8 protein-coding genes are annotated in these 15,849 nt (G+C 39.5%); 7 read left to right on the top strand and 1 reads right to left on the bottom strand.

Going from position 1 to position 15,849, the window contains the following annotated elements; genetic code table 11:
- The first annotated feature begins 726 nt into the window (after window positions 1-726).
- The 7 genes from KUA50_RS15755 to KUA50_RS15725 all read left to right on the top strand — a co-directional run bounded on the left by KUA50_RS15755 (window position 727) and on the right by KUA50_RS15725 (window position 13,289).
- A complete protein-coding gene (locus KUA50_RS15755) occupies window positions 727-5,103 on the top strand; it encodes a zincin-like metallopeptidase domain-containing protein (protein WP_218458082.1) in 4,377 nt (1,458 codons plus the stop codon).
- Window positions 5,104-5,115: 12 nt separating this feature from the next.
- The gene (locus tag KUA50_RS15750; RefSeq protein WP_218458081.1) at window positions 5,116-5,301 is read left to right on the top strand and encodes a hypothetical protein; all 186 of its coding nucleotides are present in this window, start codon (window positions 5,116-5,118) and stop codon (window positions 5,299-5,301) included.
- 56 nt (window positions 5,302-5,357) lie between these two features.
- The gene (locus KUA50_RS15745) at window positions 5,358-6,761 is read left to right on the top strand and encodes a glucosaminidase domain-containing protein (protein WP_218458080.1); all 1,404 of its coding nucleotides are present in this window, start codon (window positions 5,358-5,360) and stop codon (window positions 6,759-6,761) included.
- A 35-nt stretch (window positions 6,762-6,796) separates the two neighbouring features.
- Window positions 6,797-7,411 (top strand): hypothetical protein, encoded by a 615-nt coding sequence (locus KUA50_RS15740; protein ID WP_218458079.1) that lies wholly within the window; start codon window positions 6,797-6,799, stop codon window positions 7,409-7,411.
- A gap of 111 nt (window positions 7,412-7,522) precedes the next feature.
- Window positions 7,523-10,240 (top strand): DUF1738 domain-containing protein, encoded by a 2,718-nt coding sequence (locus tag KUA50_RS15735; RefSeq protein WP_218458077.1) that lies wholly within the window; start codon window positions 7,523-7,525, stop codon window positions 10,238-10,240.
- Between the two features lie 516 nt (window positions 10,241-10,756).
- Window positions 10,757-11,845, top strand: a complete 1,089-nt coding sequence (locus tag KUA50_RS15730; protein WP_218458076.1) for a hypothetical protein — start codon at window positions 10,757-10,759, stop codon at window positions 11,843-11,845.
- A gap of 724 nt (window positions 11,846-12,569) precedes the next feature.
- Entirely contained in the window at window positions 12,570-13,289 is a 720-nt protein-coding gene (locus KUA50_RS15725; protein WP_218458074.1) for a hypothetical protein, read from the top strand.
- A 187-nt stretch (window positions 13,290-13,476) separates the two neighbouring features.
- Here KUA50_RS15725 and KUA50_RS15720 read toward each other — a convergent pair whose 3' ends face one another.
- Window positions 13,477-15,849, bottom strand: coding sequence for a DUF262 domain-containing protein (locus KUA50_RS15720; protein ID WP_218458072.1), 2,373 nt, complete (start codon window positions 15,847-15,849; stop codon window positions 13,477-13,479).

Genomic DNA, 15,849 nt, shown 5'->3' with positions numbered 1-15,849 from the left:
ATTTCCATGAAATATACGAAAATACGCAAATTCATATTGCAAAATCCTTTGAAAATACGAAATTTGGATGTTTGAGAGTTTTATCACAATAATAACCATTGTAGCAGCTCACCAAAGTGGACACGAAAAATGATTATTAACCTCAAATCCGCAACCTATAGGGTTTCGTGGGATTTTGCTTGTAAAACGACAAAAATTCATTTACGGATATCGCGTAATCGGTCCTAATGGAAACCATATATTTTTCTGCCTCTGGATGTAAATTCACCTGTAGTGAAGTTTTCAAGAAGAATGAAACGGGAATGTACTGGACATCCACACAGAAAGGGAAAGGCAAGATATGGTGTCTCATGTTCGCAAGCAAATTTTATGATATATATAATGGAAAATACAACGAAGAATGCAGTATCAGCCCCGTTTGGTAATAACAGACGATAACAATTAATTATAATATATTGAGCCCCCCTTTTAATGGGACTCATATAATGAAAATGAGCAGCCTAATTAGGTTGCTCATTTTTTTAGGTATTTGGGTCAACTCCGATGTTATTGCCTAATTATAAGAAATCATCAATTATCATTCCTTTTTAACACTTTTCAGACGATTTTTGCCGTAAAATGCCCGATTTAAGTTAAAAATAAAATTCAATTTTTCCAATTGTCTCTATCCTAATGGATTTCATTTACTTTGTACCCAAAAAGCTGTATAACTATCAATAATTCAATATGGATAACAAAGAAATCAACAAACAAGAGGAAACGGAAGGCACCCGAATCGACCGTGCCATCCAAAAGTTCGCCGACCTGATGATTCAGCGTTTGGAAAACAGCAAAAAAAAGGACTGGGAACAAGGATGGACAGAAGGTTCACATGGCTTTGGTGGCCTTCCGCAGAACATCACTGGCAGAACTTATGTAGGTGGCAATGCCTTTTTGCTTCAGGTTCACACTTCCATGAGGGGTTTCCATGTTCCAGTCTACATGACGAGAACACAGATGAAGGAGAATGGTGTTCATATAAAAAAAGGTGAGCATTCTGTTCCTGTATTCAAGTGGGGACTCAATATCAAGGATGAAAATGGAAAGCGTTTGTCTGAGGATGCTTTTCGTGACTTATCCAAGGATGAGCAAAACAAATGTCAAGTACGTCCCTATTTGAAGGTTTTCAACGAATGGAACATAGACCAAACCACTTTTGAAGAGGATAATAACGAGAAATACCAAGCCATCCTCTCCCGATTCCAATTCCCGCCTATCAAGGATGATAAGGGTATGTATAAGAATGAAGCTCTTGATCGTATGTTTGACAAACAGGAATGGCTTTGTCCTATCCAAGTGGATCAAGAGGCAAAGGGAGCTGTTTACAATGCGAAGAAAGACTCTATTGTGGTGCCTATGAAGGCACAGTTCAACATTCACGATGAACTTGAGGAAATCTTCATGGATGGACAGGAGTATTATTCCTCTGCTATGCACGAAATGGCGCACTCCACGGGACATTCTAGTAGACTTGACCGTTTGCCAGAAGCTCAGTTCGGTTCGCAGGAATATGCTAAAGAAGAACTTGTGGCAGAGACTACTGCCTTTGTCATCGGCAATGCGATGGGATTTTCCAATAGAATCTCAGACAATAATGCAGCTTATGTAGATTGGTGGATACAAAAATTGCGTGAAGAGCCAAAGTATATCGTCACAGTCATGTCCGATGTCAACAAGGCTTCTCGAATGATTTTGGAAGAGATTGATAAGCAGAAGGTAAAGTTGGGTGAAAAGCCACTTATGGAAGGTAACCTCGATGGTATTGAGGAACAGCTCAAGAATAAGGAACAGTTTGAGCAAATCAAACTTGACCAGATTTCTCAGGAAAAAGATGCCCCACAAGAAACACAAGTATCTTCGGTCAGTCCAGCTGAGAACCATTTTACGGCACTTATCCATAACATAGTTTCTGACAAGAACAGTGAGCATACCGTCTTACAGGTCAAAAGTCTATCAGAACTGCGAGACTATTATAAGGAGCATGAAGTATTTGGCTCATGGATTCAAAATGCTACAGATGAGCAGCTTTTGACGGCAGGAGCTTCCCTTCTTCCAAACATAGTGACAGAACAAAATACGAACAAAGAACAGAATATGAACGATTCTAAGAATAACTCGCATGAAATAAAGGATACTCAACAGGGTAAGCCGTATTACTTCTCATACCAGTATTTGCAGAGTACTGATGATACTCAGGAGTTCGATGACTTGAATACTAAAGAGAAATGGGATCAGTTGCTCAATCTGGCTCAAGAGTATGACCCTGGTGATGCTCTAACACAGTCCCAAATCACTAAAAGTGCAACAAGTAATTCAGGTGATAGCTTGTTAGCGGAAAATGAAAACTACGCAGTAGTATATAACAACAGTGTGGGTGGTACCTATGAACTACTTCGCAGAGTGAGTGAGAATGATCTGAGAATGTCCATCGATAGCTATGGATTGGAGAAAGATGCCTCTGAAGCAGTAGTGGAGGTAGCCAAGAACATGGCCGAGGAAGAGATGACACTAAAACTCAGAGATAAAACACCTGCATTCACCATGCCAAATGGAGACCTCCTTCATTTTGAATATAACAAGGAGAAGGATTCCATTGACGTGGGTACCGTGAGCAATATCGGACTCATGGTAAAGCACAGTTTCCCATATGATCATGGAGCTACTTGGGAGAGAAATTTGGATGCTGTCATTGATAACCTTTCTGAAATGCCCGAATATCAGACGGTTGAGGAAGAAGCGGTTATGGAGGAAAAGCCAGAGAACTCTCAACATCAAGAAGAACAGCCGGCCCATGAGGATAGTAACATCCAAACCGATGTTGCAGGTAAAGCAGAACAGATTGCCCACACTGGAGTACCTATGCACGTGGCTGAGAAAGAAGCCAAGGCAATCTCTGATGATGAGCAACATGCAGCTTATCACCAAGTGGAAAAGGAGGCAAAGCAAGATGTTTTACCAAAGGTAAGTGAGGAGACAGCTAAAGATGAACAGATTAGTACAGCTAAAGCTGCTACCCATGCATCCATTCTTCTTGGTGCACTCGAAATGGCCAAGTCTCATGATGGAGTTTGGATGAATGGTAAGGGTAAAAGCAATGCTGAGTTCTTGCATTTCAAGAAGCCTATTACGCCGTTCAACAACCTGATGATGAACTTGAACTCTGACTTGCAAGGTTATAAGACCAATGTTTACACCTCTTTTAACCCTGCCAAGGATAACGATATGCCGGTGATGAGAGGACAGACATCATTGCCTTTCAACTGGACAAAATGGGAATACCAAAACGTGACTAATCCAAACGATACAATTTCAAAGGAGCAATATGCAGAATTGAGTGATGCAGAAAAGACCAATTACGCGATTCATGCTACTCGTCAGCGTTTCCATATGTATAACATAGACCAGACGGTCATGCCTGCAAATGATGTGGAAGGTTATGGCTCTTTGGTCCGTGAAAAAGGAGAGCAGATCAAGAATTTCAGTAAAGATCATGCAAAAGAGCTTTCTGCTGAGACTGCCGTTTCATATGTCATGGAGCAAGAGAAGAAACATCCTGATGCCATTATCCTCATCAGAAACAAGGATTTCTATGAGACTTATGGAGAGAAGGCAGATGTGATGGGAAAAGTCCTTGGCCTTCCTGCATCCACCAAGGATGTGGGTGGAAAAAAGATAAGCTATGCAGCCTTTCCTTATCATGCATTGGATAATTGCTTGCCAAAACTTATCAGAGCAGGTAATCGCATTGCCATGAATGATGGTCAAGATGTCGCAAAGATGAGCAAGGACGTTCCTTCTGCTCAGAAAATCTTGTCCACTGCCTATCAAACGGCATCGCAGGTTGCGAAGTCATCTGGTATTGGGTATGAGAGAGTTATGGTGTTGCAAGATGCACAATATGATAAAGTCCAGGACAAGATCATTGTCAGCGGCATGAGTCCAAAGGGCGGTAATGAGGAGGTTAAAGCCATCCTTAAAGCCAATGATATCTATCGTGCCGTTGTGGGTTCTACTGGTCATGAACATAGATTGGACCGCACAGGCAGAAATAATCTTTTGCCAGCTGATGATGCCAAGCATGAGTTGCTAGTCAGAGAACTTACGGCAGGTGTGATGATGGCTCGTCAGGGATTACCGGCTACCTTCTCCCAAGAAAGTCAAAAGCAGATTCCTTACTGGGAGCGAGAAATCAAGGAGAATAGCAAACTGGTAGGTATCCTTGAGAGGGATGTTAACAATGCCCTTGAGACCATTGACAACCTCATGGCTAGCAGAAAGGTAAATTATGAGGCGATTAAGGGAGAACTGCCTAACAAAGACTTGCTCTCTTGCTCTAATGATTTTTCCATATCTCGTGAACTCAACAAGTTACCTAGCATTGACACCAAGGAACTTGTGGTGGTCATGGATAGACAGAACAAGACCGCCGATGTCATATTGCCTGCTGGTGCATCTTTGCAGGTAAACAATGAGGTTCCTGGTATGAATAAAAGACGTGTTGGTATCGCTCTTGGAAAAGAAGGAATCAAAGAGGTGAGCTTCTACAATGCAGGCGGTAGCCTTGCTTTGAAACAGCCAAACAGCTACTACAAGGACAAGGAGGTTACCGTGAGCAGACTCAAACAATATACGCTGCTTACCAACCAGACTATTGATGTGGCGAGTAAGGTCAACGAGAAGCAAGAGACCAAAATATTGAAGTTCCAGGCAATCCAGGATCATATGGGCAAGTATGCATTCTTTATTAAACCTGAGAATGAGCCATCCTTCTCCGTCTATCCGATGAAGGAACATCTCAACTCATATTTCAGTGTCATGGGCAAGGAAAATAAGAATCAGATGCATAATGCCTTGGCACGGAAATATTATGAGATGGCTTCAACCTATCCTGATTCCAAGCAGGAACTCATTATGCCAAACACAAAAGGCATAGATTTGAGCCGTGTGGAAAAGGTAAGAATTACCTCAGACAAGGAAAATCCTAAAGTGAAGGTTGTTATTGCCACCATTGATGGTGAACAAAAGAGACAGACTATCTCTAAGCAACAATGGTATAATCTGTGACTTGCAGATGATATGGCAGCCTATAAGAAAGCTGTTGCAGCCGTAAGTTTTATCCCTACAGTCAACAAGGAAGTGCAAGTGGAGCAAAAAAACTCTGTGAAGGCAGATGAGAATCTCAAGCAAGAACAAATTCCTGCAGTCAAAGAGGAAAAGGAAGAAGTCAAGGAGAATACCCCCTCCAGAGGTTTTCACCGATAATATAAGTCCATAGGGTTGGCCTCGTGCCATCTCATGGACAACAAAATCATAGTAACATGGCAATAGACAAAAAAGCATTTTACGAAAAATATGCAGCGGTGGCCATCGAACAACAGATCAAGTATGGCATACCAGCATCCATCACCCTGGCACAGATGGGATTTGAGAGCAGCTTCGGAACATCTAAGTTAGCCAGGAATGACTCTAACTTTTTTGGCGTAAAAAAAGGAAGTTCTTGGAACGGACCTGTCAGTTATCATTTGGATGACCATAAATATCCAGAGCCTTTCAGGGTATATAGTGATGTGAGGGCAAGTGTAGAAGACCACTCCAAGGTTCTCATGCTGCAGCGATACCAAAAGTATTGCGCTGCACGAAGCCCGCTCGATTACAAGGGATGGGCGGATGGTATTTGCAGAGGCGGCTATGCTAGTAATCCAAGCTATAAGGAAGCCCTGGTGGGAGAAATTGAGAGATATCATTTGGACAGATATGATAAAATGGCTTGGGATTATGCTCAAAAAATGGGTAAAACCATAGGCTTTGCTCAGAATATGGGAGCCTCACTTCCTATACAAACAATTTCTTGTGCCCTTCCAATCAACATGCAGGGGCTTAAAGCTACAGGATTGTTCAAGGAAAACAGAGGTGACCATCTGCATGGAGGTATAGACATCGCCACTGGTCACAAGAACTTACCCGTGTATGCCACCGAGAACAACGGAAAGGTTGTCGCCTCCTGTAAAGGCAATGCTACAGGTAACATGATAACGGTCGAATATACTAAAGAAGACGGTAGCAAACTTCAATGTGTATATATGCATTTGAGTAAAAGAGATGTGAAAAAGGGCGACATCGTGCAAGCCGGCCAACAGATTGGTATCTCTGGCAATACAGGCCGCTCCTCTGGACCACACCTTCACTTTGAGACCAAGTTGCTTAACTCTCAGGGTAAATGGGAAAGATTTGACCCACGTGAGTATCTTGCTGCCATTGAAGGCGAGACTGGAAATTCCATACCCCTCATGAAGGATGGAAAAGACATTCTCGCTGAGTATCGTTCTCAATATATCAAGCAGCCGGTTACTTATCCACAGGCGGATATGTCCAAACAACTGTTGGCTCAGATAACCAACTCTAACGACCCCACCAAGTGGCTTTCCTGCTTGAAGGAGATGAATGGTGAGCAGAATAATAACCAGGATGCCTTCTCGGAACTTATCTCAACATTATTCTCAGCAGCGCTGACAATAGCAGCAAGGATTAAGATTTCAGAGGCCATCAAAGCATCAAGTCGTATCCAAGAGGAAAATGAGCAGGCGCTGTCCAAGGATGAGGAAAATATAGTAAAACGTGATAGGGAAAAAGTGGACGCATCCAAGCTCCAACTCCAGGCAAGTACTTATTTTGAGACAGAGTGTCCTGAGGAAAAGCAAACGCATTCTCTCAAGCAAGTGTAATAATTGAATATTCATCATTTAATAGACTAAGAATAATGATCAAATGTAACATCACAGCCTGTGGCATCATTGTAAGCAGTGCCCAGGAAAAAACTAACAAGAAAGGTGGCAAGTTCCTCGCCTTCACTATCGTGGTTCCTATAGAGGGACGAGACAAGAGTGTAAAAGAGCTCCATATTGGTGTAACAACCGAAGGTAATGCGTCAACTGCAGCCAAATATGCAGCTGGTAAAAAGGTCACCATCCAAGGCAATCTCTACATCAAGAAAGTAGAAGATACCCTCTACTATAATCTAAGAGCAGAAGGTGATATCAAAGAGAATGATACATCACAGGCCGACAAGATTGAGGGCAAGATGGAGTTTAAGGGTAAAATTGGCAAAAAAGGCTTGGAGAGCTACCCTACCAAGAACGGCGGAACGTTCAAGACTTTCTCTGCATTCTCTGCCGATAAGGATGGCGAAAAACGTGCCTTCACTTGGGTTAAGTTCACCTTGAACCAATTCCTTGATTATGCAGCCAAGGCTGGTGAGTATGTGGAAGTTCATGGTGATTTGTTGTTAGACGTATATAAGAACAGTCTGCAGATAGGTTGTCGTGTTTCCACCATCTGCCCTTGGGACTTAAACGTTTCCGGGAATGCTAATTAGCAAGTTTTAAAGAACATATAACTTCCAGATAGGGAAATGCTTGCCTCGTCATAATGGTCCCTACCATAGCTTTGGCAATCATCCCTATCTGCTCTTTCGCATAAAGCAAGTATGAACAATACAATGAATAAAAGTTTGGGGGAACGGTTCGTCATGGGATGGCAGTCTATCTTTGGTAAAGGCGAAGCAACCGGTGAGAAGAAACCTTTTCCCAAGGATCACTTCTTTTCTTCTGAGGAAGTAGATTTTCTCTCTTCTTCCACGGAAGAGCTGAATATCCTGGAAAAATGGGCGATTCAGTTGAGCAAATGGGCTAGAGATAAGGCTCAATGGGATAAGAAACTGCCTGGAGTAAAATGGAAGGATGGTATTCTCACCACCTGGATTGATGGAGTCCCGCAAGCTGACACAAAGACAAGGCAAGCTGAACGTTTGCAAATTTTGAAGGTAGAAGGCTATCATATCCCCTCACACTATGAAACCATCATCGAGGATAAGGTGGGAACTGATTTGGTTGGTAAGTTTTTTAAAAATTCAAGCAGCAAGACAAATCCTGTGATAATGGTGGATGTCTATCATCGGGATATGCAGAAGGGGCCTACTGTTTCAATCTCATCTTATGACAATCCTGCTTCAAATCCAAAGCTTCAAGAATTGACATTGGCGGAGTTTCAGGCGATGCTATCATCCCAAAAGTTCAAGCGTTTATCTCATAAAGAATCCACGGAATGGAAACAAGAGAGGGAGAAGATTGGGATAGCTGGCTCTGAACTCAAACAACTAATCAAGGACATAGGGCGTAGCTATCCTCCTACCCTAGGTGGTTCATTCTCAGCAGACTTGCAAGAAGTTCTTTATTCTAAACATTTTGGAAAAAATATTATTCCTCAAATGTGGACGCTTTCGGGTGATTCTGAGGTGGTTGTTGGAGTATATATGGCTGAGAAGTGTGACAAAGTTCACCATGTTAACATCAATGCAAGCAATGCTTATCTCTATCAAGAGCTCATCAATGCCGTCAAAAATTTGGTTAACAGAGAGAATTTGGATGCGCAATTGGATAAGCTAACCACTTTGATGGGTAATAAGATTGGTGATATTACAATTGTTGCGCTCAAGGAAAGCCATCATATCGCTACTTCTCATGGCATGATTGATGGTTTGGTTTTATCTTCCAATAGAAAGTTGTCGGCCTTCAAGAATCCTAACCATGAAGAAGTACCCCTTACTTTAGATGATAATCCGTCTATTCGTGAGGGGCTGATAGATGAAGGTTTAAGAGAAATCAAACTCTTGAACAGAGAAAGCAAAGCTCATTCAGAACGTCTGCAAATGCTTACCAAGGAATTATCCTTGATTCTAGGCGGGCAAGATGAACTGAATAAGCGTATGAGTAAGTTTGAGTTTCAACAGAAGAGGATTCAGGAGGAACAAAAGCGACAACTCATTCCTGTTCACGATAATACAAAAGAGGAGATCAAAGACATCAAACCCTACTTTGACTCCTTGAAAGACAAGAGCAATGCCCTTTCAGGAGACGTTGAACTACTCTTATCTGGCAGTGAGGTGAGTAACTTATATAGCCGATATGAATCACTTGAGGAAGAGTATTATGGTAGTGTTTGCTTCCTCTGCCCAGAGGACAGAAAGGATTTGGAAGACAAAATCAACCAAAGCTATACGAACTATAAGAATAAGGTAATGTCTCTTGTGGAAGCTTATCAGGGACTTTCTCAAGACGCAGCCTCCCCTGCTCCACGGCAAAAAGTTATCCAACTTCATGAACTCTCAGAAGCCTTCGTTTCTCCGGAGAAAGGACGATGGCACACTGATGATTTCAAGCAAAAAGAGGCCTATATTCGATATGGTAAACTTATAGCAGAGAAGTTAAACTTGCAATTAACCTATCCGGAAATTCCTTGGTTGCAAGCTCCAAAGGCCATACCTCACACTTCTCATGGTGATGCCTATCACGGGAAAGATGCTCTTGTCTTGGCACTTTTGGCGGAAAAGGAAGGCTACGAATTACCTTTGTATGTCACCCAAGAAGAGATACAAAAGGCGAACTTAAGAGTTGATATGAGAAAAGAGCCGTTTCCTCTCATCACAGGACAGGGCATCCTGCTGCTGTATAATATAGAGCAAACTGACCTTCCCCAGAGAGACCCGTCAAGATGGGAATGGTTGAAATCACGCTTTGGCCAGCAAGACCAGGCAAGTGTGTCTTCCCTTTTAAGATTGAAGGAGGTGGGATCCTACCCTGCCAACATCCACTTTGATGGTAAAAAGGATATTGCCAGCTATAGCAGTAAGGAAGATTGTATCCATCTGTCACCTCAACACTGCTATGATAGACAGGATGACTTTTATAGAGACCTCTCGATAGGCCTTATGAGAAGTACTAGAATCAGGGAGAGCCAGATAACTAGTTATGAGAATCTGGTTAAGGAAGATTTGCTTGCCCATATCGGTAGTGCCATGATTGGCCAGAAGTATCAGTTTGAGGTACGAAGCTTGAGCCATAATAAGTTTTGGAAAGAACTCCTCCAAGATAATCCATCGTTCACCAAGAATGCTCTTGCGGCAGCCGAACGCTCCACTGGAATCATCTTTCAGTATGCAGAAAAGGCAAGCACATCGGAGAACTATGGAAAAAGCATTGACCTAAGAAGTACCACTCCCATCGAGCAAGATGTAGATGGCAATGGCATCGTGGAAAGCCAAGAGAACTTGGCTGCCGATAACAAGCAAGGAGCTAATAAGGAGTCATCCAATGAACTTCCTAGTCCTCATCATGCCTTGAAAACTAAACACTCGATAACCAAATAAGGGTGCGTCATGGACTTATGACACACCCTTATTTGGTTATTTCTTTTCAATCCATATAAAAAAAGCTTATTTCGTGTTTAGATTCAAAGTATTTTCTATAAAACGAAAAAGATTTCCCTCGCATAGGGTAACTATAATTGGAGGAATAAGTAAAAAACAGTATTGGCAGGCACACTACATACTGCACTTGCGTAAAAGCGCAAATGTCACTTTCAGTATACTTTCCTGTTCGAGTTTTACCCATACTGACTTCCATAGCCTCCCATGACATGAAGTTAATTTGTAAAAGAGATCTAACCCGTCACAAAGATAATAGCCTTATCAGGGAAGGTATATCATGGTCATCCGTTGTTTGCGGACTCTTCACGATCTGATTTGAAGTCAGATTGTTAAAAAGGAATTCTGGCAAAGAGGGTAAGACGGATAAAAACTTAGCTATAAGCTTGGCATTCTCATTCATTTTTATTACTTTTGCACCAAGAAAACATTATTAGTACAAGATCACAAAATTATTTTATGGGCCAAAATTATATAGAATACGATAGCAATCTTGACGATTTCTTTGATCAAGCACCAGGTGAGTCAATGAACTGGCAGCCAAATTTGTTTGCAAAACTCGTAAATTACCTGCAAATCTCCACATCTCCAGATGTTATCAGAATGGGTATCATTGCAGGAATAAGAGAATCAGCCCCATCAGAAGCTGAGCTACCTTCCACTTGGGATGAGGTGGAGAACATGCGCCGATATGTGGATAGCGTCAATAGAGGTCTTGGTCTTCCTGATGATGCCAATCTCATTTCCTTGCTCCATTCCTCACAATGGCCAAGCTATGGCCTATTCTCCATGAATTATATTTCTGAGAAGAACATTGATTACAAAGGAATCTGCCTTGATGAACAAACATCCCTCTCTTATGCAAGCATGGCATTTTTAATCGCTTTGGTCAAAGGTATGAGCATGATTAACTTAAAAAAGCCAAAAGCTCAGGAGAATGATGACCATATCTATACCCTACTTATCCCTAATCAGTTTGCCTCATTTTCTTTCACATCATTCTTAAATGTCGCAAACAACCGTCTTTTAGGTAAAGCAGAAGTTACCAAAGAGCAGTTAGATGACCTCACCAGTTTATCTTTCAAAAAACGATATTGGAAAATGGAAACATCCTTGAAAGGAAAAGATAGCGAACTCTTTATATTCGTCCTTAAAAGTATCATTTCCGACATTCTTGGCATCAATCTTGACATCGATACAATTTCTTTCACCTTGCTAGCCAAAAAAGAAGAGCTTATCGCTGCAACTCCTGAAGGAATTACACTCACTGAAAAGGAACTGGAAACACAAAGCATCTCCATAGCCAAAGCGGTAGAAATAGTATTGACCAAATACAATCAGCCACAAACAAGAGAATCCATCTTAAATGACATCATCCAATATAGACCAGATATCAAGGAAGATAGCCTCAAAGCCATCATTGGTAAACTACATAGAAGTTCCATCGTAAACTACTATGAAGGTGGTCTCATAGGAATTAAAGGAAAACGATATGGAAGGGGCTATAAGGTAGTAGACCGACTCCAAAAGGTAAAAACGCAAGCATAAAAAGATAACTCCTCTCTTTAATCTCAAAAGAGAGGAGCAAAAATGTCTTCGGGACAAATTTTAGCTATTTAAGATTCCCTACATATCCGTCAGAAAAGGATAACGCCAGTTCTATCTTAGAAGCAACAGTGTCTTCTGAGACTAATAAATAACCAGTTTTGGTATTTCCTCTAAGTTTTCTGAACAATTCCTGTGCAGGTTTGATGCTTCCTTGGTTTCCTTTAACAGAAGCTTTAATACTCCATTCCCCCATCACAACACATAGGGTGGACTAACATTAAAACTCCATTGTAACTAAAGGTACAAACAATGTTGTCACCTATCTCTGGTTTTTGCTCTTGGAAATTTGTATTGATAAATGTTTTTATCTCTTCTTCAAATTTCTTATTACAAGCTTCCTCATATTCTGCGCAGATTGTATCTTTAGCTTCAAGGATATCGGCAGGAACTGTCGATTACACCGATGGAGAGTGCGTAAGACTTGCATGCAAACATTCCTTGAAGAAGTCGGAATCCCACAAGTCTTTAGCTTGTGGGTAGTTCAAATAAATATTGCTAAACTTATAGCCACCCTCTTTCAGACCAAAACATTCAAAAGTGTTAAATTAGGGGATTAATTCTGCGAATTTTGGTGGATAGAACTATACCCACTACCTTTGTACCCGATAAGTTATAAGGCTTTAATAAGCTGAATAACAAAGTATTCACTTAAATGTATAAATCAATGGCAATTCAACTTAAAATTTCAACAGGAATCACTGAAGATGATATCATGGAAGACCACTATAATCATTACAATTTTGAGATTATTTATTGTAATAAGGATCTCCAGCCGAATGACCCGAACTTCGAAGAGGTAGCCGGTAAAGGATCAGTTGGACTGTATCTCGTTGAACGAGCGCAAAAATACAAAGAGCCAGACGTACTCATGCAGTCATTTATGGAATCCAATCAGTTCCAAGTTTATAAGGAATTTTTTGATCCAAATACAACTAACTTGAATGAAAAGTATGAGAATCTTGTTTTTGAATGCCAAATGAATTCCAATATATTGGTAATTAATAAGATAGAAGTCCTTCCTGAATTTAGAGGTAAAGGTATCTTTAAACGAGTCATCAACCTTTTGCGTCACTTTTTCTATGGGTGCTACGGCATAGAAGCAACAACTGCCATCCCAGTTCAGCTGAGTGATACTTTCAATTATGAGTTAGAACAGACACCTTGGAGACAAGAAATGCAATATGGCAAATTCTCTCAAGATCCAAAAGTAGCACGAAAAGCCGTGAAGATATTGATGGAAAAGAGTCAATATTGTAGAGCCAGAAATACAGATATATATTATCACATTCCTGGCAATGATGGAATTTTTAGAGACGCTGATTATTGCTCACATAACGTTAGTGCTGAACGATCCAAACAACAACGTGATAAACCTTTTAAATGATGGATTTCCAAAAAATGTTTGAAAAAGACTACCATCTAGTTCAAATTTACATTGAACACAGATAGTAGTCTTTAAAGCTGTATATTATATTTCCCTCACATCTAAGAACATTTGAAAAACATATTCTTCATTACATTTGATGTTAATTGAAACCAGCAGGTTGATGGATGTATGTAACATTATTCTATTAACTAATTTTACAAGATAAGCCATTGTCTATCTCATCTTTTATCTTAGAGAAATTAGCTAAGACCTCGGTTGTTGGCATCAAAACAGTTTTCCGACCATTATCCTCGGATGTTGAGCCCTTAAACATTGGTAATTCAAAAATCTTACTTAAATCAAAATGTTTACGATTAATATCACCACGTTTAAACAAATAAATTTGACCATTTCTTGCATCATCACTTAGAGTTAAATCAATGGCTATATCATATTTTTTATGATCTGTGAAGAGGCACACATACGAATTTTCATTGTAACAGTTAATGATTTTCCAATTTGAAGCTTTTTCACCACTCACAATCCAATCATTGCCATACAAGTATATATCCCTATAATTATTATAAGAACTATAAATAATTTGACAGAATCTCGGATCTTTTATGCAAAGCTGTCTTCCCCAAAAACCATCATTAAATTTAATATTTCCCTGATTATCATTAAAGAAGTTCATGCTCTCAAAATATTTTATAAAGAAATATAAATCACTAGAAGCATTAGAAGTTTGATTTAACCAATTTGTAATCATCATGATTTGGGATTCATGAATATTATTCTCGGAAAGAGAATTCAAATACTCACCAAAATTTGATGCCAATTGTGATAGATTGCTTTTCTCTGAGAAAAGACGTTCATTCCAATCGGTCAAATGATACAAGAACGAATAGTTTGTACTGTTTGTGCTAACAGGATAATCTTTCATATTTGCAAAGCAAGCATATGAAATGGCCGTTAAATCTGATACAGTTTGGTTATAATTAAAGAAAATCTTCTCGAACTTCTCTGTGATTACTTTGAAATCATGAATGCTAAAGAAATTATCAGAACAAAGCGCCCCTGACCATTTTACAAGATTTGAGACACGCCCTTTCAGAAGATTAGAATATCTACTTGATAGGTTGTTAAATATTGATTCTATTTGTTGGCGACAATTCGGATTTTTTCGATAAATAGCTAAACGCATCCTCTCTTCAGGAGAAAGAATCTTCTTTGCATGAATGCTTGTATCATCAAGTAATGTACAAACATCACAATTGGCAATATTCTTGAAATATTCCATCAACAATATTGCATCTGCAATTTGATTTGATTTACTATTTATATCTGTATAACGAGTCATATTTTCAAATAGTCTATATACTCTCTCTATATCTAAATCTGAAGGATTTTTCGCATGAAGCATAAAGGCCAAAACTGGTAAAACAACAAAATAATCCTTCAAAGTCTTCTTTTTCCCCACAATTGCTTTATCTGAGAGATTCAAAAGGTCACAATTTTCCTTCAATGCAGGATTATCAGCAATAGACTTATATACTGAAAAAACAGAATCTATCATATCCACAGTAATATCTTTGTATGGGAAAAAATACTTATCCTCAGATAAATATTCAAGCATAGCATCCATGGGATTGTATAGAGCTGCAACAATCCTCAAAAACTCGTACATTCCGGCATCTGATGTGTCAGAATTTTCTGCTCGGTTTTCATATTGCCAAAAATAGTTGTCAATTTTTTCCCAAATTGCACTATTCTTCTTCCAAACTTTTTCATTCTCTGTTCCATTTGTCACAACAAGAGGTTTTAAGTTCTCAGTTGAGGACAATGGCTCACCTGTAGTGTTGATGATCACGAAAGTTTCCTCTCCTTCTTCACGGCCTCCCATATCATAATAGATAAAAAGAAGCTGGCTAGCAACATAATGACCAAAAAGACTTATCTTATTTATATCGTCAGAAAAGTTTTCTTTTATCAAAGTCTGTATTGTATTTAATGCAGCTAACATGCTTTTTATAGTTGGGTCTTCATTATATTCTACAAACCACCATGGTCTACTCATAATATAATCTGATGGAGATTCATTGCTAACAAAATCTGAATCAATAAAAAAATGGCATACTAAATCTGACAAAAAATATAATGAGGAATCTCTTATTGCATACAACAAAGTAGGTTCCTTATCATCGTCTTTTAACTCAAAATCAGAAATAAGATAATCTTTAAATTCATTTTTTAATGAATATAGATTGAGCATGCCCATTAGCAAATATAGTGTAGTCAAACGCTGTTGACCATCACATAATTGTAAGTATGGACGCTCTTTTTCGTAATATCCATAAATGAGTCCCATAATAAGTTCTTCGGACTTATTATTAGTGAAATGCGTAATTAAATTTGAAACAAAGTCTGAAACTAAACTTCCAACGGTACCCCAACAATATTCTCTTTGCAAATCGGGTATGACTATTTTGGCATTGTCTGAATTTACAAACAACCCTTCCATATTGTATAAATGGCTGGATTGGAGTTTATATCCAATCTTTTCATTAATGTCATTCAT

The organism is Segatella hominis (assembly GCF_019249725.2).
In the GTDB taxonomy this organism is placed as follows: domain Bacteria; phylum Bacteroidota; class Bacteroidia; order Bacteroidales; family Bacteroidaceae; genus Prevotella.
This window is presented reverse-complemented; position numbering and strand designations above follow the sequence as displayed.

Excerpts from the sequence above, each read along its gene's own strand:
- KUA50_RS15735 (WP_218458077.1), top strand. The coding sequence starts at position 7,523 with ATGAACAATACAATGAATAAAAGTTTGGGGGAACGGTTCGTCATGGGA.
- KUA50_RS15730 (WP_218458076.1), top strand. The coding sequence starts at position 10,757 with ATGGGCCAAAATTATATAGAATACGATAGCAATCTTGACGATTTCTTT.
- KUA50_RS15720 (WP_218458072.1), bottom strand. The coding sequence starts at position 15,849 with ATGAATGACATTAATGAAAAGATTGGATATAAACTCCAATCCAGCCAT.
- KUA50_RS15750 (WP_218458081.1), top strand. The coding sequence starts at position 5,116 with ATGGCAGCCTATAAGAAAGCTGTTGCAGCCGTAAGTTTTATCCCTACA.
- KUA50_RS15745 (WP_218458080.1), top strand. The coding sequence starts at position 5,358 with ATGGCAATAGACAAAAAAGCATTTTACGAAAAATATGCAGCGGTGGCC.
- KUA50_RS15740 (WP_218458079.1), top strand. The coding sequence starts at position 6,797 with ATGATCAAATGTAACATCACAGCCTGTGGCATCATTGTAAGCAGTGCC.
- KUA50_RS15725 (WP_218458074.1), top strand. The coding sequence starts at position 12,570 with ATGGCAATTCAACTTAAAATTTCAACAGGAATCACTGAAGATGATATC.
- KUA50_RS15755 (WP_218458082.1), top strand. The coding sequence starts at position 727 with ATGGATAACAAAGAAATCAACAAACAAGAGGAAACGGAAGGCACCCGA.